The following is a 19,013-nucleotide window of genomic DNA, read 5'->3' on the forward strand; positions in this document are numbered from 1 at the left end:
GGAGGCGCCATGTTTCACGTGAAACATGGCGCCTCCCCGACCACGACGGCTAACTGATCCCTCGCCACCCCTCCGGGTCCACCCCACCCGGCACAGAAGCACCCTCCTCGTACGGCTGACGCGTGAAGACGAATGACCCGAGGTCGAGGTGGCTCACGGACCCGTCCGGCCGCTGTACGGGCCTCAGGAGCTCTCCGGCGTAGTACCCCTCCAGCCCTGTCCAGGTGCCGTCACCGTTGGCACGGAAGCGCGAACGGCGGCCGCTGCCGGCCAGCGGCTCCAGCGAGGCCCCTCCATCGGCCGTCAGCCGCAGGGCGAAGCCATGCGTCCCCCAGTACCACTGCCCCGCCAAATCCAGTGCAGCGGTGTCGACTTCGGGCATCGGGCGCCACGGATCGGGAATCCTCGGTTCGGCCTCGGCGACGATACGGACGAGATCGGCACCCAGCGATGCCACCAGCGGTCCGGAGGTGCAGTTGGCCAGCACCACGGCCGAGACGTCGTCGGCCAGGCTGATGGTCAGGTTCGCCAGGAAGCCGGGCAGCGATCCGGAATGACCGATGAGCAGTCGGCCATCACGGTGCTGGATCTGCAGACCGAGACCGTAGGCAGCACCGTCCACGACATCGGCCCCCTCGGCCGGTGCCGCGGGCGTCCGCATCTCCCGCACGGACTCCACGCTCAGCACCCGGTCGTCTCCCTTGGCCAGGAACACGGCGAACCGTGCCAAGTCACCGGTGGTGGACCAGAGTTGACCGGCAGGTGCCATCCGGCCGAGGTCCTCGACAGGTTCCGGCAGCAGCGCGTCGGCCCATGGATGCACCGCCCAGCCACCTGCGTGCGGAACCTGCGGCTGAGCACTCGTACGGTCGAGACCCAGAGGTTCGAGCACTTCCCGCCGTAGGACGTCCTCCCACGGGGCTCCGCGCAGTTCCTCGACGAGAGCGCCCAACACGGTGTAGCCGGGGTTCGAATAATGGAACCGACGGCCGACCGGATGCAGCAGGGGCTGCTCACCCAGCACATCGCGGAGCTCCGGACGCAGGGAGCCCGGCGTCCGCTCCCACCAGGGTGCGGGCGATTCGGCCGCCAACCCGCCGGTGTGCGCCAGGAGTTGCGCGATGGTGGCCTCCCCCGCACCGGTGCCGGGCAGATGCTTCTCCAGCGGGTCACCGAGATCGAAGACGCCCTCGTCCCGCAGCCGCAGCACCAGGACGGCGGTGAACGTCTTGGTGATCGAGCCGATCCGGTACTGCACGTTCTCGTCCGGCCCGTGCCCGTCCACCGAGGTCCGCGCTCCGTGCCACACCGCCCGCCCGTCCCGCACGACCGCCGCGACCAACGACGGCGCCCTCCCCTCGGCCTGGGCCACAGCGATCCGGTGCAGCAGCGCCCGGCGCGTGCCGGGAAGCAAGTCGTCCTGAGATGTCGTCATGCCCCCAGTCCATCCGGCGCAACGGCCGCACGTCGAGCACATTTCCCAGGACACGGCACCAGGTCGGCCGCCTACAGTTGTAGGGTCTCGCCGCTCGTGACATGTCGATCTTGTGTGACCTGGGCGTTCTTGGCTGTCTCACCGAGCGCACCGATGAGTTCCCCGCGCCGTGCCGGTCTGTACGGCGGGCACCCACGGACGGAAGGCTGAGCCATGCGGAAACTGATCTACGGCATGAACCTGACCCTGGACGGCTACATCGCCGCGCCCGGCGACGACATCGGCTGGAGCGGACCGCCGAGCGACGAGCTGTTCCAGTGGTGGCTCGACCACGAGCAGGCGAGTGGCCTGTCGCTGTATGGACGCAAGCTGTGGGAGACGATGAGCTCCTACTGGCCGACCGGCGACCAGCAGCCGGGCGTCACCCCGGCGCAGATCGAGTTCGCGCGGAACTGGCGGGACACACCCAAGGTGGTGTTCTCCTCGACGATCGACAAGGTCGACTGGAACACCCGCCTGGTCACCGGCGACGCGATCGCGGAGATCACCCGGCTCAAGGCCGAGGACGGCGGCCCCATGAACATCGGCGGCGCGACGCTCGCCGGGGCGGCCATGCGCGCCGGGCTGATCGACGAGTACGTGATCGCCGCCCATCCGGTCCTGGTGGGCGGCGGCACGCCGTTCTTCACCGCGCTGGACAGTTGGGTGAACCTGAACCTGGTGGAGACGCGGACGTGCCCCGGCGGCGTGGTCCTGACCAGGTACGAGACGAGGCGCTGAGCAGCAGCACCGCATTCCCGCCCGCGGCCTTGCCCCGCACCCCGCACCGCCCGGTCACGTCTGCGCCATGTCCACGAAGCGGGAGTAGTGGCCCTGGAAGGCGACGGTGATCGTCGCTGTCGGGCCGTTACGGTGCTTGCCCACGATGATGTCCGCCTCGCCCGCGCGCGGCGACTCCTTCTCGTAGGCGTCCTCGCGGTGCAGCAGGATGACCATGTCCGCGTCCTGCTCGATGGAGCCGGACTCACGCAGGTCGGACACCATCGGCTTCTTGTCCGTGCGCTGCTCGGGACCACGGTTGAGCTGCGAGAGCGCGATCACCGGCACCTCCAGCTCCTTCGCCAGGAGCTTGAGATTACGGGACATGTCCGAGACCTCCTGCTGACGGCTCTCGGAGCGCTTGGAGCCACCGGCCTGCATCAGTTGCAGATAGTCGATGATCACGAGCTTGATGTCGTTGCGCTGCTTGAGCCGGCGGCACTTCGCGCGGATCTCCATCATCGACAGGTTCGGGGAGTCGTCGATGAAGAGCGGCGCGGACGACACCTCGGGCATCCGACGCGCCAGCCGGGTCCAGTCCTCGTCGGTCATGGTGCCGGAGCGCATGTGGTGCAGAGCGACGCGGGCCTCGGCGGACAGCAGACGCATCGCGATCTCGTTGCGCCCCATTTCGAGGGAGAAGATGACACTCGGCAGATTGTGCTTGATCGACGCCGCGCGGGCGAAGTCCAGTGCCAGCGTGGACTTTCCCATGGCGGGACGGGCCGCGATGACGATCATCTGGCCCGGGTGCAGACCGTTGGTGAGCGAGTCGAGGTCCGTGAACCCGGTGGGCACACCCGTCATCTCGCCGCTGCGCGAGCCGATCGCCTCGATCTCGTCGAGTGCGCCCTCCATGATGTCGCCGAGCGGAAGGTAGTCCTCGCTGGTGCGCTGCTCGGTGACCGCGTAGATCTCGGCCTGGGCGCGGTTGACGATCTCGTCGACGTCGTCGTCGGCCGCGTATCCCATTTGGGTGATACGCGTACCGGCCTCGACCAGGCGCCGCAGGACGGCCCGCTCATGGACGATCTCCGCGTAGTACTCCGCGTTCGCGGCCGTCGGCACGGTCTGGACGAGCGTGTGCAGATACGATGCGCCGCCGACCTTGTTGATCTCGCCGCGCTTGGTGAGTTCGGCGGCGATGGTGATCGGGTCGGCCGGCTCGCCCTTGGCGTAGACGTCGAGGATCGCCTGGTAGATCGTCTCGTGCGCGGGCTTGTAGAAGTCGTGGCCCTTGAGGACCTCGACGACATCGGCGATGGCGTCCTTGGACAGCAGCATGCCGCCGAGTACGGACTGCTCCGCATCGAGGTCCTGCGGCGGCACACGTTCGAACGCCGAGCCGGCGCCCTCCCACTCGCCGCCCTCTCTGCCGCGGTCGTGCTGCTCGTCGCGACCCCGGCCCCCGTCACTGCGCCGTCGGGAAGCAGGCAGACGATCACTTGGACCGCTCTCGGCCCACGGGTCGTCCAAGGGCTCGGAAATACTCAACCGAGCCACCTCCTCCCGTCCGCCGAGCGGACCTCGCCGTGCCCCTCATTTCTACGGCACGGCACTGACAAATGAGACGCCCAACTCCGGTACGGGCGCGTCGGTTTTGTGATGGTTCTCAGGCCGACGGACGGAGCGGGCGCCGGTCCACCGTAGGCCCGCGGGCACCGTCAGCCAATCTGGTTATCCACAGGCCATGTGGACGACGGCTCGGATGCTGTGGAGAACCCCCCAAAACCTGTGCACGACCCGGTGGACAGCCCTGTGAACAAGACCCCGCCCCTTCGATCACAGCCCACCTGACCTGCACTTTCCCCATCCACCGGCTGTGCAGAAGAAAAACTTCTCCAGCAGGATCAAGATCACTTCGAACAGTGCGCGAGAGGACACGATGCGAGACTGGAGGTAAGGGTCACAGACTAGTTGCATCTCTTACCTGTGGACGATTAGATTAGTGCTCATGACACAGGCTCCTGCGGCCGCCAAGGCCACTCGACGACAGCACGACCGAGAGATCGTCATGCTGGCCGTCCCGGCCTTCGGCGCACTCGTCGCCGAGCCCCTTTTCGTCATGGCCGACAGCGCGATCGTCGGCCATCTCGGTACGGCCCAACTCGCCGGACTCGGGGTGGCCTCCGCCCTCCTGACGACAGCCGTGAGCGTCTTCGTCTTCCTCGCCTACGCCACCACTGCGGCCGTCGCCCGACGTGTCGGCGCGGGTGATCTCCAAGCAGCCATACGCCAGGGCATGGACGGCATCTGGCTCGCTCTGCTGATCGGCGCCCTCGTCATAGCCGTCGTTCTCCCCTCGGCGCCAGCCCTGGTCGACCTCTTCGGCGCCTCGGACACCGCGGCCCCCTACGCGACGACCTATCTGCGGATCTCCGCCATCGGCATCCCGGCCATGCTGATCGTGCTCGCCGCCACCGGTGTTCTACGTGGGCTGCAGAACACCAGGACGCCGCTGTACGTCGCCATCTCAGGGTTCATCGCCAACGCGGCCCTCAATGTGGGGCTGGTCTATGGTGCCGACCTCGGCATTGCCGGCTCCGCCTGGGGCACCGTCATCGCCCAATGGGGCATGGCTGCCGTCTATCTCTTCGTGGTTGTCCGCGGAGCCCACCGGCACGGCGCCTCTCTCAGGCCCGACGTCGCAGGAATCAAAGCCTCGGCACAGGCCGGCGCACCTCTCCTCGTGCGCACCCTTTCCCTGAGAGCGATTCTCCTGATCGCCACGGCCGTCGCCGCCCGCCTCGGAGACGCCGACATAGCCGCGCACCAGATCATCCTGTCCCTGTGGTCACTGCTGGCCATGGCACTCGACGCCATCGCGATCGCAGGCCAGGCCATCATCGGTCGCTACCTCGGCGCGAACGACCCCCAGGGCACCCGAGCCGCATGCCGTCGCATGGTGCAGTGGGGCATCGCAGTCGGAGTAGTGCTCGGCCTCCTGGTGATCCTGTCCCGCCCGCTCTTCCTCCCCCTGTTCACCAGCGACCCCACCGTCAAGGACACCGCCCTGCCCGCCTTGATCATGGTGGCGCTCTCGCAACCCATCTGCGGTGTCGTCTTCGTCCTGGATGGAGTGCTGATGGGCGCGGGGGACGGCCCCTATCTCGCGGGGGCGATGCTGGTGACCCTGGCGGTCTTCGCCCCGGTGGCCCTGCTCGTACCGACCCTTGGCGGCGGACTGACCGCACTCTGGGGAGCGATGACCCTGATGATGGCGGTGCGCATGCTGACCCTCTTGCTGCGAGCCCGCTCGGGCCGCTGGGTCGTCACGGGCGCAACCCGCTGACTGTTTCACGTGAAACACCGCACGCCGCCACGTTTCACGTGAAACATGCGGGCTGTAGCGCAGCATCGAACCCACCGCACGGGCCGACGTCGTGCCGTCCCGGACACGGCAGAGGGGCCGCACCCCAACGGGTGCGGCCCCTCTCTCAGCTATGCCGAGCGCAGCGGTCAGGCCGCGATGACCTCGATGTTGACCTTGGCGGCAACCTCGGGGTGCAGACGCACGGACGTCTCGTGGGCGCCCAGGGTCTTGATCGGGGCAGACAGCTCGATACGACGCTTGTCGACCTCGGGGCCACCGGAAGCCTTGATCGCGGAAGCGATGTCGGCCGGGGTGACGGAACCGAAGAGACGACCGGCGTCGCCGGAGCGGACGGCCAGACGAACCTTGACTCCTTCGAGCTGGGCCTTCACGGAGTTGGCCTGCTCGATGGTCTGGATCTCGTGGATCTTGCGAGCACGACGGATCTGCTCGACGTCCTTCTCGCCACCCTTGGTCCAGCGGATAGCGAACTTCCGCGGGATCAGGTAGTTGCGAGCGTAACCGTCCTTGACGTCGACGACGTCGCCCGCGGCACCGAGGCCGGAGACCTCGTGGGTGAGGATGATCTTCATTAGTCGGTCACCCTTCCCTTATCGCGCGGTGGAGGTGTAGGGCAGCAGCGCCATCTCACGGCTGTTCTTCACAGCCGTGGCGACGTCACGCTGGTGCTGCGTGCAGTTGCCGGTCACCCGGCGGGCACGGATCTTGCCGCGGTCGGAAATGAACTTCCGCAGCATGTTCGTGTCCTTGTAGTCCACGTACTGGACCTTGTCCTTGCAGAATGCGCAGACCTTCTTCTTCGGCTTGCGCACAGGCGGCTTCGCCATGGTGTATCTCCTGTGTGATCAAGAAGTGTGGGTACGACCCACCCTCGGCCCGAAGGCCTAGAAGGGGGGCTCGTCCGAGTAGCCGCCGCCACCGCCGGAGCCGCCGGAGTTTCCACCCCAGCCGCCACCGCCGCCGCCCTGGTTGCCACCGGCGGGAGCGCCGCTGGCCCACGGGTCATCGGCGGGAGCACCGCCGGCCGGCTGACCGCCGCCGGAGTTTCCACCCCAGCCACCGCCACCCTGCTGGCCGCCGCCGCCGCCGTAGCCACCGCCACCGCCCTGGCCACCGCCACGACCACCGGGGGTCTTGGTGACCTTGGCCGTCGCGTAGCGCAGCGAGGGGCCGATCTCGTCGACCTCGAGCTCCACGACCGTTCGCTTCTCGCCCTGCTGGGTCTCGTACGAACGCTGCCGCAGTCGTCCCTGAGCGACGACGCGCATACCGCGCGTCAGCGACTCGGCGACGTTCTCTGCGGCCTGACGCCAGATCGACGCACGGAGGAACAGCGCGTCGCCGTCCTTCCACTCGTTGGCCTGGCGATCGAATGTCCGGGGCGTCGACGCGATCGTGAAGTTCGCGACGGCAGCGCCGGACGGGGTGAAGCGCAGCTCGGGATCGTCGGTCAGGTTTCCGACGACGGTGATGACGGTCTCGCCTGCCATGGGGGAACCTCTCGGCGGTTTTGCTGCGGGGTTGCTGCTACTCGAATCCCAAGTACCGCTGAACTAGGAAGTTCAGTGGGTCTCGGGGCGGAGGACCTTGGTCCGGAGGACCGACTCGTTCAGGTTCATCTGGCGGTCGAGCTCCTTGACAACCGCAGGCTCGGCCTGCAGGTCGATGACCGAGTAGATGCCCTCGGGCTTCTTCTTGATCTCGTACGAGAGACGACGACGGCCCCAGGTGTCGACCTTCTCGACCTTTCCGTTGCCCTCACGGACGACGGAGAGGAAGTTCTCGATCAGGGGGGAGACAGCGCGCTCCTCCAGATCGGGGTCGAGGATGACCATCACCTCGTAGTGACGCATGTGGAACCCACCTCCTTTGGACTCAGCGGCCACGGTCGATCCGTGGCAGGAGGGTTGTGATGCGTAAGCAACAGTGTGTGCCAGTAAAACAGCCGCCACTGACATCGGGTGCCCCTTACGGGGATTCCGAGCCGTGGCATGGGCAGACACCGGTGCAGAGGGTACAGAGTACCCGCACACAGCCTTCCGGTTGAAATCCGGTGGCGGAGAGCGTCAATCTGTACACATCGGGTGTGTCCGGCGCGACGACGCGCCGCCTTCCGCAGGAGGTGCCACATGGCACAGGCATTGCGACCCAACACCGCCGGTTCTCTTTTCGCCACAGACGGCAAGCCCCATCCGCTCCAGGACACGCTGCTCGCGGTGACCCTGGTGCTCGGGCTGACCGCGTTCATCACAGGCTTCTTCCACCACCTGCATCTGCTCAGCTCGTGGACCGGCCTGCTGGGGATCCTCACCGGCGCCTACGGGCAGTGGATCTCCGAGACGACGAGGGAGCGCTTCGGCCTGATCCTGGGTCTCGGTGCCGCGGGTGTCGGATTCTTCCTCGGCATGGCCCACGGCGGACTGTTCGGCGGCGTCATCAGCTGACGGCCCGAAAGCCGCACTCAGAACACCGCGTAAAACACCACGGAACGCCTCGGCGGCCGACAGGCCGAGGCGAAGGTTGCATACGCCCAGTCGGGGCGCTCGCACGGCGCAGTAGGCTTCGGCGCGAGAGCCGGAGCCCCTGTACCCATGGGGACACACCAGCCCGAGGAGCGCCCCGAATGAGCCTGACCCTGAGGACCATCAGCCGTGAGCAGCATCTGGCATTCATCCAGAGCCTGCCCTCGGCTAGCCACATGCAGGTCCCGGCATGGGCTGATGTGAAGGCGGAGTGGCGCTCCGAGAGCCTCGGCTGGTTCGACGAGAGGACCGGTGAGCTGGTCGGCGCCGGACTCGTCCTCTACCGGCAACTCCCCAAGATCAAGCGCTACTTGGCCTATCTGCCCGAGGGACCGGTCATCAACTGGTTCGCGCCGAACCTGGACGACTGGCTCCAGCCCATGCTGGCCCACCTCAAGCACCAGGGCGCCTTCTCGGTGAAGATGGGCCCGCCGGTCATCATCCGGCGCTGGGAGGCCACCTCCATCAAAGCGGGCATCCAGAACCCGGACGTGAAGCGACTGCGGGACATCGAGGCCGACTTCATCGAACCGCGCGCCTTCGAGGTGGCCGACAAGCTGCGCCGTATGGGCTGGCAGCAGGGCGAGGACGGCGGCGCCGGCTTCGGCGACGTCCAGCCCCGCTACGTCTACCAGGTGCCGCTGGCGAACCGCTCCCTGGAAGAGGTCCACAAGAACTTCAACCAGTTGTGGCGCCGCAACATCAAGAAGGCCGAGAAGGCCGGTGTCGAGGTCGTCCAGGGCGGCTACCACGACCTTGAGGAATGGCAGCGGCTGTACGAGATCACGGCCGTACGCGACCACTTCCGGCCCCGCCCGCTGTCGTACTTCCAGCGTATGTGGACGGCCCTCAACACCGAGGACCCCAACCGGATGCGGTTGTACTTCGCCCGGCACAACGGGGTGAACCTGTCGGCGGCGACGATGCTCGTGGTCGGCGGACATGTCTGGTACTCCTACGGCGCCTCCGACAACATCGGGCGTGAGGTCCGGCCCTCGAACGCGATGCAGTGGCGGATGTTGCGCGACGCCTACGCGCTCGGCGCCACCGTCTACGACCTGCGCGGCATCTCCGACTCGCTGGACGAGACCGACCACCTCTTCGGTCTGATCCAGTTCAAGGTGGGCACCGGCGGACAGGCCGCCGAGTACCTCGGCGAGTGGGACTTCCCGCTGAACAAGCTGCTCCACAAGGCGCTCGACATCTACATGTCGCGCCGCTGACCGCACGGTCCTCGCTTCGATACCGTCGACAGCTCTCACACCTCTGACACACCGCAGCCACCAGAAAGGTTCCAGGTCCGGCCATGGCGCTCACGCTCTACGTCGACACCGCGCGCTGGCGGGCGCATCACAAGCATGTTGCCGGGCAGTTCCCCGGGCTCGTCCCGGTCTGCAAGGGCAACGGCTACGGCTTCGGGCACGAGCGGCTGGCGGAGGAGGCGACGCGCCTGGGCGCGGACGTCCTCGCCGTCGGCACGACGTACGAGGCCGCCCGGATCAAGGACTGGTTCGGTGGTGACCTGCTGGTGCTGACGCCGTACCGCCGCGGCGAGGAGCCCGTACCGCTGCCGGACCGGGTGATCCGCTCGGTGTCGTCCATCGACGGGGTGTACGGCCTCGTGGGTGCCCGTGTGGTGATCGAGGTGATGTCCTCGATGAAGCGTCACGGGGTGAGCGAGCAGGAACTGCCCCAACTGCACACGGCCATAGAGAACGTCCGCCTGGAGGGTTTCGCCATCCACCTCCCGCTGGACCGCACCGACGGCTCGGACGCCGTCGAGGAGGTCATCGGCTGGATGGACCGGCTGCGTGCGGCCCGGCTGCCGTTGCACACGATGTTCGTCAGCCACCTCAAGGCCGAGGAACTCGCGCGGCTGCAGCAGCAGTTCCCACAGACCCGCTTCCGGGCCCGTATCGGCACCCGGCTGTGGCTGGGGGACCACGAGGCCACCGAGTACCGCGGGGCGGTCCTGGACGTCACCCGGGTCTCCAAGGGCGACCGCTTCGGCTACCGACAGCAGAAGGCGGCCTCGGACGGCTATCTGGTGGTCGTGGCGGGCGGTACCTCGCACGGGGTGGGCCTGGAGGCCCCCAAGGCGCTGCACGGCGTCATGCCGCGCGCCAAGGGCGTCGCCCGCGCCGGCCTCGCCACGGTCAACCGGAACCTCTCGCCGTTCGTCTGGGACGGCAAGCAGCGCTGGTTCGCCGAGCCCCCGCACATGCAGGTCTCGATCCTGTTCGTACCGGCGGAGGCGGCCGAGCCGAAGGTCGGCGAGGAACTGGTGGCCCATCTGCGGCACACCACCACGCAGTTCGACCGCATCGTGGATCGCTGAGCAGCTCCCGAACAAGCCGAAAGGCCGTACACGGAAGGTTCCGTGTACGGCCTTTCGCGTGGTCTCTCCCGACCTTGTTCGCTCAGAGCGAAGGGCTGGCCGGCCCTTCGCTGCCCCAGTCCACCTGCGGCCCGTCGAAGGGGGCCGCGTGACGTCCGGGACGGGCCGCGGCCCCGAACACGAACACGTCCTCCGCCCGGTCGAGCACACCACCCGAGGGGTCGTCGTCGCCGGCCAGGCGCACCACGTCCCGCTCCGGCATGAGGATGTCGCGCACGATCACGGCACACAGGTAGAGCGTGCCCACGAGGTGCAGGCCGATGGCCCAGTGGTAGCCGTCGGTCGGCAGGCCCTTGTGGGCGTCTCCGCTGGTCGTGTACGCGAGGTACATCCAGATCCCCAGGAAGTACGCCACCTCGCACGCCTGCCAGATCAGGAAGTCCCGCCACTTCGGCCGGGCCAGCACGGCCAGGGGGACCAGCCACAGAACGTACTGCGGCGAGTAGACCTTGTTGGTCACGATGAACGCCGCGACGATCAGGAAGGCCAGTTGGGCGAAGCGCGGCCGACGCGGAGCGGTCAGCGTGAGCGCCGCGATGCCTCCGCAGCACAGCAGCATCAGCAAGGTGGCCAAGGTGTTGACCGTGTCGGTGCTGAGCGGGTCGGTGGATTTCTGAGCCATGATCAGCCAGAAGGACCCGAAGTCGACGCCCCGTTCCTGGCTGAACGTATAGAACTTCGACCACCCGTCGAAGGCGAAGAGCATCACCGGCAGGTTCACGGCCAGCCAGGCGACTGCGGTTCCGCCGAACGCCTTCCCGAAGTCCCGCCACTTGCCCGCCCGCCAGCACAGCAGGAACAACGGGCCGAGCAGGAAGACGGGATACAGCTTGGCGGCCGTTGCAAGGCCCAACAGGACGCCGAAAGCGAGTGCACGGCCCCGCGACCACATCAGCATCGCCGCGGCCGTCAGAGCGACCGCCAGCAGGTCCCAGTTGATGGTGGCGGTCAGTGCGAAGGCGGGTGCCAGGGCGACCAGCAGGCCGTCCCAGGGCCGGCGGGCGTGCGTGCGGCTGACGCATACGACAATGACGGCCGCGCACACCATCAGCATCCCGGCGTTGACCATCCAGTACCACTGTTCCTGGTGCTGGATGCTGCCGCTGCCCGGCGTGAGCCAGGCGGCCACCTCCATGAACACACCGGTCAGCACCGGGTATTCGAGGTACTGCATGTCGCCGGGCAGCTTGTCGAAGTACGGCACGAGCCCGTCGGCGAAACCGCGTCCCTGATAGAGGTGCGGGATGTCCGAGTAGCACGCGTGCGTGTACTGCGAGCTGGCGCCGAAGAACCACCCGCTGTCGTAGCAGGGCGCCTTCTGGACCAGGCCGAGGGCGAAGATGCCGATCGCCACCAGCGCGACGACCCGCACGGGCGTCCACCAGGACGTCCCGAGGAGGGCGCGTCGGCCGATGGGGCCACCGATCAGTTCACTACCAGCGGCGGCGACCTCGTCATCCTTGGTCGGCCGTACCGGATCCGGCTCGTGCACGCTCGTGGGCGTCAGTTCTGCACTGGGCATGGGCACATCCTGCCGTACGCACCTAGGAGTACGCCGAGGGCCGCCGCACCCGGTGGATGCGACGGCCCATGTTTCACGTGAAACACCCTTGACGGGCGATATGACGGCTAACCGTTTGAGCCTCCGAAGATGCCCCCATTGCCGTTGCCTCTACTAGTGCCGCTGCTTTCCGTCGCAGTGGCCGAGGTCGTCGGTGAGGACGTCGTACCTCCGTCGGTGCCACCGGTGTCGCTGCACTGCCAACTGAACTGGCAGGACTGGGTCGCCGAAGGTGTCGCGCTCGGCGTCTCACTCGGCGTCGCGCTAGGCGTCTCACTGGGCGTCTCGCTCGGCGTCACCACGATCGTCGGAGTGGGAGACGGAGCACCGGCCTCGTCCTCCACATTGTCGATCTTGGTCGCGTCCGGGAAGCCGAGGTCGGACTTGCCCTTCAGCGCGGACTCCATGTACTCGGTCCAGATCGACGTGGGAATGTCACCACCGTGAATGGACGCCACTCCCGCCGTGCCGTTCATGGAGAGCAGTTTGGCGTTCTTGGGGTCTTCCCTGAACATCGCGATCGACGTCGAGAGCTGCCGGGTGTAGCCGACGAACCAGGCCGACTTGTTGCTGTCGGTGGTACCGGTCTTGCCAGCCGCCGTACGGCCCAGAGCCTTCGCGCCCTCGGCCGTACCGTTCTGGATGACGTTCTCAAGAGTGTCCGTGACGTTGTTCGCGACGTTGTCCGGGATCGCCTGCTTCACGGCCGGCTTGGTGAAGCCGGACACCGGCTGGCCGTCGCGCTTGACCGCGGTCACCGAATACGGGTCCGCCTGCTTGCCCGAGGCGGCGAACGTCGCATAGGCGTCGGCCATCCGGATCGCGCTCGGGGTCGACGTACCGATGGCGAACGACGCGTTGAGCGTGGCGAAGCTGTCGTCGAGGATGCCGGAGGCCTTGGCCACGTCCCGCACCTTCGAGTTCCCCACATCCATGCCCAACTGCACGAACGGTGTGTTGATGGACTGCTCCATCGCCTTTCGCAGCGTGATGTAGCCCCAGGCGTGGTCGCTCTCGTTGTTCTGGTAGAAGAGCGAGTTGTCCTTGTTCAGGACGTACGAGCCGTCCTGGTTTCTGACCTTCAGATGGTCATTGCCGTTGTACTTGCTGAGCGGCGAGATACCGACGCCGTCGGTCTTGTAGGTGCCGTATTCCATGGCCGCGGCGAGCACGAAGGGCTTCCAGGTCGAACCCACCGGGACACCCGAGGTGTCGGCGTTGTTGGTGAAGTGGCCGTTCTCGTAGCCGTCACCGCCGTAGAGGGCGACGATCGCTCCGTCGTTGGGCACCACCGACGCCGCGCCGAACTGGACGTACTTGTCCAGGTTCCGCTTCTTCGGGTCGATGCGCTCCTTCTGGACCTTCTTCACGGCCGCGCTCAGCTCGTTGACCTTGTCCTTCTGGAAGGTCGTGTAGATCTGGAAGCCACCCTGGTCGAACTCGGTCTGCGAGATGTCCGAGTGGTTCAGGACGTACTTCTTGGCCGTGTCGACGAGATAGCTGATCTGCCCGGTCATGCCCTTGGTCGCCTTCAGGCCCTGGGGCATGGGGTACTTCTTGATGGCCGTCTGGTACTCGGCGTCCGTGATGCGCTTGTCGTTGTGCATCTGTTCGAGGATCCAGCTCCAGCGAGCCTTGGAACGCACGCGGTTGGCATCGGCGGTCGCCGCGGGGTCGATGCTCGTGGCGCCGATCGGGTCGTAGTACGTCGGGCCCTTCAGCAGTGCCGCGAGGAAGGCGCACTGGCTCGGCGTGAGCTTGACCGCGTCCACGCCGTAGTAGGTCTGCGCGGCTGCCTGTATGCCGTAGGCGCCGCGGCCGTAGTACGAGGTGTTCAGATAGCCCTGCAGGACCTGCTGCTTGCTGAGCTGCGTGCCCACCTTGATGGAGATGAACATCTCCTTGAACTTACGGGTGACCGTCTGTTCCTGGCTCAGGTAGGTGTTCTTCACGAACTGCTGGGTGATCGTCGAACCACCCTGTGTCTGACCGCCCCGGGCCATGTTGGCCAGGGCCCGAGCGATACCCATGGGGTCGACGCCCGAGTCCGTGTAGAAGCTCTTGTTCTCGGCCGAGATCACCGACCACTGCATGGCCTTGGGGATCTGGTCGATGGTGATGTTCTGGCGGTTCGCCCCGGTGCCCGTGGCGACCATCTGGTCGCCGTTGGACCAGTAGTAGACGTTGTTCTGCGACTTGGCCGCGGTGTTCTCGCTGGGGATGCCGACCATCGCGTAGCCGATACCGACCGCGGCCACGAGGCTGCCGAAGAAGAACAGGCACAGGCCTGAGACAAGCCTCCAGGAGGGCATCCAGCGGCGCCATCCGTACTTGCCGAAGCGCGGATAGTCGATGAACCGCTTCTTGCCGGGCGCGGGAGCACGTCCTCTGCCCCGACCGGGCCCGTTCGGGCCGCCAGGACCGCGCCCGGCGGGCTCGGCCCCTCTGCGACGGCCGCCGCCTCTCTGCGCGGCCCGACGGGCCTCGGCCCGGCTGCCGTACTGACGCTGTTCACCCTGCGACTCAGCGGGGTTGGACCCATAGGAATCGGATGGAGACCCGGTGGTGGCGCCTCGCGGTGCCGCGCGGCGGCCGGAGGTCGGTCCGGACTGGCCGCGTCGGTCCGCGGCACGTCCGCCTCCCTGCGGCTGCGGCGGTTTGCGACGGTGCTCGCTCATCGAACGATTACTCCTCGGGCAGGCGCACCCGTGCGCGCCTGGAAACGGCGGCTGGTTTCCGGTCCCCCCGAAGTACGGATGTGGTCGGTGCTGCATTCACCCGTACCGCACCGGGGACGTTGACGCCCCCACGCGTCACTTGGTTCCCGGTGGTGTGCATGCCGCACAGACTACGCACCGTCAAAACCTGCTTAGCCCCGAAGTTCACCCCAAATCAGGCAACTTGATTCCAACGAATCGGTGATGTGACGGCGCTCACCCTGCCCCCACTTGTCGCATGCGGAAGGCCGTTCTATCGTCTGGATGTATCGAGTCGATACATCAGCTCGGCATAAAGGCCGTCACGGTCGGACCACGGACAGGGAGGAGGCGACGATGAGCCGACGCTCCGGCATCCTCGAGTTCGCCATCCTCGGCCTGCTCCGCGAATCCCCGATGCACGGCTATGAGCTGCGCAAACGACTCAACACGTCACTGGGTGTGTTCCGTGCGTTCAGCTACGGGACGCTCTATCCCTGCCTCAAGACGCTGGTCACCAACGGCTGGTTGATCGAGGAGCCGGGGAACACTCCTGAGGACGCCCTCACCGCCTCACTCGCGGGGCGCCGCGCCAAGATCGTCTACCGGTTGACCGCGGAAGGTAAGGAGCACTTCGAGGAGCTGCTCTCGCAGACGGGTCCCGACGCATACGAGGACGAACATTTCGCCGCTCGTTTCGCCTTCTTCGGACAGACGTCACGCGACGTGCGCATGCGCGTCCTGGAAGGCCGCCGCAGCCGGCTGGAGGAGCGTCTGGAGAAGATGCGTGCCTCCCTGGCCCGGACCCGGGAGCGCCTCGACGACTACACCCTTGAGCTCCAGCGCCACGGAATGGAGTCCGTGGAGCGCGAAGTGCGCTGGCTGAACGAGCTCATCGAAAGCGAGCGGGCCGGACGGGACCTCAAGGGTCCCGCTCCGGACGGCACCGCTCAGCAGGACAGCACATCTGGGGAGTCGGGCGGCCTGCCCCGGCTCGGGGGTGCCACCCCCGGGCCGGATCCGTCCGATGACACCACCACATGAGGTCCAGTCAGGGCCTCACCTCGCACACACAGGGAGCAACCGGAATGGGTTCGGTTCGCGTAGCCATCGTCGGCGTGGGCAACTGCGCCGCCTCACTGGTACAGGGCGTCGAGTACTACAAGGACGCCGACCCGGCGGCCAAGGTGCCCGGTCTGATGCACGTCCAGTTCGGCGACTACCACGTAGGTGACGTCGAGTTCGTCGCCGCCTTCGACGTCGACGCGAAGAAGGTCGGTCTCGACCTCTCGGACGCCATCGGTGCCAGTGAGAACAACACCATCAAGATCTGCGACGTCCCGAACAAGGGCGTCACGGTCCAGCGCGGTCACACCCTCGACGGCCTGGGCAAGTACTACCGCATGACGATCGAGGAGTCCGCCGAGACCCCGGTCGACGTGGTCCAGGTCCTCAAGGACAAGCAGGTCGACGTCCTGATCTGCTACCTGCCCGTCGGTTCCGAGGACGCGGCGAAGTTCTACGCCCAGTGCGCCATCGACGCCAAGGTCGCCTTCGTCAACGCCCTCCCGGTCTTCATCGCCGGCACCAAGGAGTGGGCCGACAAGTTCACCGAGGCCGGTGTCCCGATCGTCGGCGACGACATCAAGTCGCAGGTCGGCGCCACCATCACGCACCGCGTGATGGCGAAGCTGTTCGAGGACCGCGGTGTCCGCCTCGAGCGCACGATGCAGCTCAACGTCGGCGGCAACATGGACTTCAAGAACATGCTGGAGCGCGACCGCCTGGAGTCCAAGAAGATCTCGAAGACGCAGGCCGTCACCTCGCAGATCCCGGACCGCGACCTGGGCGAGAAGAACGTCCACATCGGCCCGTCGGACTACGTCCAGTGGCTCGACGACCGCAAGTGGGCCTACGTCCGCCTCGAAGGCCGTGCCTTCGGCGACGTGCCGCTGAACCTGGAGTACAAGCTGGAGGTCTGGGACTCCCCGAACTCCGCGGGTGTCATCATCGACGCCCTGCGCGCCGCGAAGATCGCCAAGGACCGCGGCATCGGCGGCCCGATCCTCTCCGCGTCGAGCTACTTCATGAAGTCCCCGCCGGTCCAGTACTTCGACGACGAGGCCTTCGCCAACGTCGAGAAGTTCATCAAGGGCGAGGTCGAGCGCTAGGACCCGCCGTTCGGCCGTCGAGGGTCCCCGGGGCACCCGCCCGGGGACCCTCGACGTATGTGAGGCTGTGCCCATGGCCGTCGTCCGTGACCTGCGCATCCTCCTGCGCTTCCAGGGCTTCCGGCGCCTGCTCGCCGTACGCCTGCTCTCCCAGGGCGCGGACGGCGTCTACCAGGTCGCACTCGCCGCCTACGTCGTCTTCTCCCCGGAGAAACAGACCTCGGCCGGCGCGATCGCCTCCGCGATGGCGGTACTGCTCCTCCCGTACTCCCTGATCGGCCCGTTCGCCGGCGTCCTCCTGGACCGCTGGCGCCGCCGCCAGGTCTTCCTCTACGGCAACCTGCTGCGCGCTCTGCTGGCTGCGGTAACGGCCGTCCTGATGGTGAGCCACGTCCCCGACTGGCTCTTCTACGTCTCCGCCCTGTGCGTGACCGCCGTCAACCGCTTCGTCCTCGCGGGCCTCTCCGCCGCACTCCCTCGCGTGGTCGACGACGGGCGACTCGTCGTCGCCAACTCCCTTTCCCCCACGGCCGGAACGCTGGCGGCGACCCTGGGCGGCGGTCTCGCCTTTCTCGTACGGCTGCTGGTCGCGGACACCGACGCCGCCGTGGTGCTGCTGGGGGCGGCCCTCTACCTGTGCGCGGCCCTCACCTCGCTGCGCATGGCCCCCGAACTCCTCGGCCCCGACCAGGCGTTGACCCGGCCCCGGCTGGCGACGGCACTCGCCGGCACAGCCCGGGGCCTGACGGCGGCGGTACGGCACCTCGCCGCGCCACAACGCCGCGAGGCGGTCCGGGCCCTCGTCGCGATGACCCTGATGCGCTTCTGCTACGGCGCCCTGACGGTCCTGCTGTTGATGCTCTGCCGGTACGCCCTGTCCGCGACCCCTAACGACGGACTGCGCCTGCTGGGGCTGGCGTTGGGGGTGTCCGGCGCCGGCTTCTTCGTGGCGGCCGTGGTGACGCCCTGGGCCGCGGGACGGCTCGGCCCCAGCCGCTGGATCGCCGTGTGCGCCGCGGGAGCCGCGATCCTGGTGCCGGCCCTCGGCCTCCCGTTCGCCACCACCCCGATGCTGGCGGCGGCCTTCGTCCTGGGTCTGACCGCACAGGGCGCGAAGATCGCCACGGACACGATCGTGCAGTTCTCGGTCGACGACGGCTTCCGCGGCCGGATCTTCTCCGTCTACGACGTGCTGTTCAACGTCGCTTTCGTGGGCGCGGCGGCGATGGCCGCCCTCATGCTTCCCCCTGACGGCCGCTCAGCGGTGCTGGTGATCACGGTCGCCGTCGTCTACGGAGCGGTTGCTGCGGCTATGGCCCGCTTTGAGCGCCAGAAAGTGTCACATCACTGACACGGAGTCCATCCGGGTCACAGCGGTGTCAGTGGGGGCCGGTAACTTACGTCCGTCTTACTTCGCACCATGCCGCGTGCCATGCCGCGCCATGCGCCCACGTTCCAGGGGGGACCCCGAATGACAACTCCGCCGCCTCAGAGCCAGAACCCATACGCTCAGGGCCAGCAGCCCTACGGCCAGCCCCAGGCCCAGGCCCCGTACCCGCCGCAGGCGCAGGCTCCCTACCCGCCGCAGCCCCAGGCCCCGTACCCGCCCCAGGGCGGCTACCCGCAGCAGCCCGGCCAGCCCGGCTTCCCTCCGCAGGGCGGAGTCCCCTTCGCTCCGGTCCCGCAGCAGCCGAGGCGTAGGTTCAGCTTCAAGATGATCCGCCTCGCCGTGATCATCGTGATCGCGGTCGGAGGGATCGCCTATGGCGTCATATCCAGCCAGGACGACGCCGACACCGCCAAGGTCGGCGACTGCATGCACCGCGGCAGCACCAGCGACACCAACCCGGACCTTGAGGTCGTGAAGTGCAGCGACTCGAAGGCCCAGTACACGGTGCTGGCCAAGATCAGCGGCAACTACGCCGAGGCCGAGGCCAACACCAAGTGCACGGCGGCGGCCAAGGACTTCCAGTACACGTACACCGAGAGCGGTGACGGAAGCGACTTCCTGCTCTGCCTGAAGGACTACTCGAAGTAAGGCAGCCACGGCGAGGGGCGGCGTTTCATGTTTCACGTG

17 protein-coding genes are annotated in these 19,013 nt (G+C 67.2%); 9 read left to right on the top strand and 8 right to left on the bottom strand.

The window, feature by feature from the left end:
• Positions 1 to 49: 49 nt before the first annotated feature.
• Positions 50 to 1,435 (bottom strand): serine hydrolase domain-containing protein, encoded by a 1,386-nt coding sequence (locus tag ABZT04_RS40310; protein ID WP_356064107.1) that lies wholly within the window; start codon positions 1,433 to 1,435, stop codon positions 50 to 52.
• A 213-nt stretch (positions 1,436 to 1,648) separates the two neighbouring features.
• Between ABZT04_RS40310 and ABZT04_RS40315 the strand changes: the two genes are divergently transcribed.
• Positions 1,649 to 2,215 carry a dihydrofolate reductase family protein gene (locus ABZT04_RS40315; protein WP_356064110.1) on the top strand — a complete coding sequence of 189 codons (567 nt, stop codon included), beginning with the start codon at positions 1,649 to 1,651 and terminating at the stop codon, positions 2,213 to 2,215.
• Positions 2,216 to 2,269: 54 nt separating this feature from the next.
• Here ABZT04_RS40315 and dnaB read toward each other — a convergent pair whose 3' ends face one another.
• The gene (gene dnaB / locus ABZT04_RS40320; protein WP_356064113.1) at positions 2,270 to 3,748 is read right to left on the bottom strand and encodes a replicative DNA helicase; all 1,479 of its coding nucleotides are present in this window, start codon (positions 3,746 to 3,748) and stop codon (positions 2,270 to 2,272) included.
• Positions 3,749 to 4,208: 460 nt separating this feature from the next.
• Here dnaB and ABZT04_RS40325 point away from each other — a divergent pair, with 460 nt between their 5' ends.
• Entirely contained in the window at positions 4,209 to 5,546 is a 1,338-nt protein-coding gene (locus ABZT04_RS40325) for an MATE family efflux transporter (protein WP_356064116.1), read from the top strand.
• 167 nt (positions 5,547 to 5,713) lie between these two features.
• Here the strand turns inward: ABZT04_RS40325 and rplI are convergent, their stop codons facing one another.
• The 4 genes from rplI to rpsF all read right to left on the bottom strand — a co-directional run bounded on the left by rplI (position 5,714) and on the right by rpsF (position 7,441).
• The gene (gene rplI, locus ABZT04_RS40330; protein ID WP_019073380.1) at positions 5,714 to 6,160 is read right to left on the bottom strand and encodes a 50S ribosomal protein L9; all 447 of its coding nucleotides are present in this window, start codon (positions 6,158 to 6,160) and stop codon (positions 5,714 to 5,716) included.
• A gap of 18 nt (positions 6,161 to 6,178) precedes the next feature.
• A complete protein-coding gene (gene rpsR, locus ABZT04_RS40335; RefSeq protein WP_006381652.1) occupies positions 6,179 to 6,415 on the bottom strand; it encodes a 30S ribosomal protein S18 in 237 nt (78 codons plus the stop codon).
• Between the two features lie 57 nt (positions 6,416 to 6,472).
• The gene (locus ABZT04_RS40340) at positions 6,473 to 7,078 is read right to left on the bottom strand and encodes a single-stranded DNA-binding protein (RefSeq protein ID WP_356064120.1); all 606 of its coding nucleotides are present in this window, start codon (positions 7,076 to 7,078) and stop codon (positions 6,473 to 6,475) included.
• Between the two features lie 72 nt (positions 7,079 to 7,150).
• On the bottom strand, positions 7,151 to 7,441 hold the full coding sequence (rpsF, locus tag ABZT04_RS40345) for a 30S ribosomal protein S6 (RefSeq protein WP_006604399.1): 291 nt from the start codon (positions 7,439 to 7,441) through the stop codon (positions 7,151 to 7,153).
• A 276-nt stretch (positions 7,442 to 7,717) separates the two neighbouring features.
• Here rpsF and ABZT04_RS40350 point away from each other — a divergent pair, with 276 nt between their 5' ends.
• The 3 genes from ABZT04_RS40350 to ABZT04_RS40360 all read left to right on the top strand — a co-directional run bounded on the left by ABZT04_RS40350 (position 7,718) and on the right by ABZT04_RS40360 (position 10,448).
• Positions 7,718 to 8,032, top strand: coding sequence for a hypothetical protein (locus ABZT04_RS40350; protein ID WP_355919981.1), 315 nt, complete (start codon positions 7,718 to 7,720; stop codon positions 8,030 to 8,032).
• Between the two features lie 179 nt (positions 8,033 to 8,211).
• On the top strand, positions 8,212 to 9,333 hold the full coding sequence (gene femX / locus ABZT04_RS40355) for a peptidoglycan bridge formation glycyltransferase FemX (protein WP_356064123.1): 1,122 nt from the start codon (positions 8,212 to 8,214) through the stop codon (positions 9,331 to 9,333).
• 83 nt (positions 9,334 to 9,416) lie between these two features.
• Entirely contained in the window at positions 9,417 to 10,448 is a 1,032-nt protein-coding gene (locus ABZT04_RS40360; RefSeq protein ID WP_356064125.1) for an alanine racemase, read from the top strand.
• An 82-nt stretch (positions 10,449 to 10,530) separates the two neighbouring features.
• Here ABZT04_RS40360 and ABZT04_RS40365 read toward each other — a convergent pair whose 3' ends face one another.
• Both ABZT04_RS40365 and ABZT04_RS40370 read right to left on the bottom strand, forming a co-directional pair.
• Positions 10,531 to 12,030: a glycosyltransferase 87 family protein gene (locus tag ABZT04_RS40365; protein WP_356064128.1), complete on the bottom strand. Its 1,500-nt coding sequence runs from the start codon at positions 12,028 to 12,030 to the stop codon at positions 10,531 to 10,533.
• A 107-nt stretch (positions 12,031 to 12,137) separates the two neighbouring features.
• On the bottom strand, positions 12,138 to 14,381 hold the full coding sequence (locus ABZT04_RS40370; RefSeq protein WP_356064131.1) for a transglycosylase domain-containing protein: 2,244 nt from the start codon (positions 14,379 to 14,381) through the stop codon (positions 12,138 to 12,140).
• Between the two features lie 741 nt (positions 14,382 to 15,122).
• Here ABZT04_RS40370 and ABZT04_RS40375 point away from each other — a divergent pair.
• The 4 genes from ABZT04_RS40375 (at position 15,123) to ABZT04_RS40390 (ending at position 18,974) form a co-directional block, all read left to right on the top strand.
• Positions 15,123 to 15,809, top strand: a complete 687-nt coding sequence (locus ABZT04_RS40375) for a helix-turn-helix transcriptional regulator (RefSeq protein ID WP_356064133.1) — start codon at positions 15,123 to 15,125, stop codon at positions 15,807 to 15,809.
• Positions 15,810 to 15,853: 44 nt separating this feature from the next.
• On the top strand, positions 15,854 to 16,936 hold the full coding sequence (locus tag ABZT04_RS40380; protein ID WP_266432672.1) for an inositol-3-phosphate synthase: 1,083 nt from the start codon (positions 15,854 to 15,856) through the stop codon (positions 16,934 to 16,936).
• Positions 16,937 to 17,009: 73 nt separating this feature from the next.
• Positions 17,010 to 18,287, top strand: coding sequence for an MFS transporter (locus ABZT04_RS40385; RefSeq protein WP_356064138.1), 1,278 nt, complete (start codon positions 17,010 to 17,012; stop codon positions 18,285 to 18,287).
• Between the two features lie 120 nt (positions 18,288 to 18,407).
• Positions 18,408 to 18,974 (top strand): hypothetical protein, encoded by a 567-nt coding sequence (locus ABZT04_RS40390; protein ID WP_356064141.1) that lies wholly within the window; start codon positions 18,408 to 18,410, stop codon positions 18,972 to 18,974.
• Positions 18,975 to 19,013 lie beyond the last annotated feature (39 nt).

Origin of the sequence: Streptomyces sp. NPDC005492 (genome assembly GCF_040605995.1) — a bacterium.
Lineage (GTDB): Bacteria > Actinomycetota > Actinomycetes > Streptomycetales > Streptomycetaceae > Streptomyces.

Excerpts from the sequence above, each read along its gene's own strand:
- ABZT04_RS40310 (WP_356064107.1), bottom strand. The coding sequence starts at position 1,435 with ATGACGACATCTCAGGACGACTTGCTTCCCGGCACGCGCCGGGCGCTG.
- ABZT04_RS40315 (WP_356064110.1), top strand. The coding sequence starts at position 1,649 with ATGCGGAAACTGATCTACGGCATGAACCTGACCCTGGACGGCTACATC.
- ABZT04_RS40325 (WP_356064116.1), top strand. The coding sequence starts at position 4,209 with ATGACACAGGCTCCTGCGGCCGCCAAGGCCACTCGACGACAGCACGAC.
- rplI (WP_019073380.1), bottom strand. The coding sequence starts at position 6,160 with ATGAAGATCATCCTCACCCACGAGGTCTCCGGCCTCGGTGCCGCGGGC.
- rpsR (WP_006381652.1), bottom strand. The coding sequence starts at position 6,415 with ATGGCGAAGCCGCCTGTGCGCAAGCCGAAGAAGAAGGTCTGCGCATTC.
- ABZT04_RS40340 (WP_356064120.1), bottom strand. The coding sequence starts at position 7,078 with ATGGCAGGCGAGACCGTCATCACCGTCGTCGGAAACCTGACCGACGAT.
- rpsF (WP_006604399.1), bottom strand. The coding sequence starts at position 7,441 with ATGCGTCACTACGAGGTGATGGTCATCCTCGACCCCGATCTGGAGGAG.
- ABZT04_RS40350 (WP_355919981.1), top strand. The coding sequence starts at position 7,718 with ATGGCACAGGCATTGCGACCCAACACCGCCGGTTCTCTTTTCGCCACA.
- femX (WP_356064123.1), top strand. The coding sequence starts at position 8,212 with ATGAGCCTGACCCTGAGGACCATCAGCCGTGAGCAGCATCTGGCATTC.
- ABZT04_RS40360 (WP_356064125.1), top strand. The coding sequence starts at position 9,417 with ATGGCGCTCACGCTCTACGTCGACACCGCGCGCTGGCGGGCGCATCAC.
- ABZT04_RS40365 (WP_356064128.1), bottom strand. The coding sequence starts at position 12,030 with ATGCCCAGTGCAGAACTGACGCCCACGAGCGTGCACGAGCCGGATCCG.
- ABZT04_RS40370 (WP_356064131.1), bottom strand. The coding sequence starts at position 14,381 with ATGCCCTCCTGGAGGCTTGTCTCAGGCCTGTGCCTGTTCTTCTTCGGC.
- ABZT04_RS40375 (WP_356064133.1), top strand. The coding sequence starts at position 15,123 with ATGAGCCGACGCTCCGGCATCCTCGAGTTCGCCATCCTCGGCCTGCTC.
- ABZT04_RS40380 (WP_266432672.1), top strand. The coding sequence starts at position 15,854 with ATGGGTTCGGTTCGCGTAGCCATCGTCGGCGTGGGCAACTGCGCCGCC.
- ABZT04_RS40385 (WP_356064138.1), top strand. The coding sequence starts at position 17,010 with ATGGCCGTCGTCCGTGACCTGCGCATCCTCCTGCGCTTCCAGGGCTTC.
- ABZT04_RS40390 (WP_356064141.1), top strand. The coding sequence starts at position 18,408 with ATGACAACTCCGCCGCCTCAGAGCCAGAACCCATACGCTCAGGGCCAG.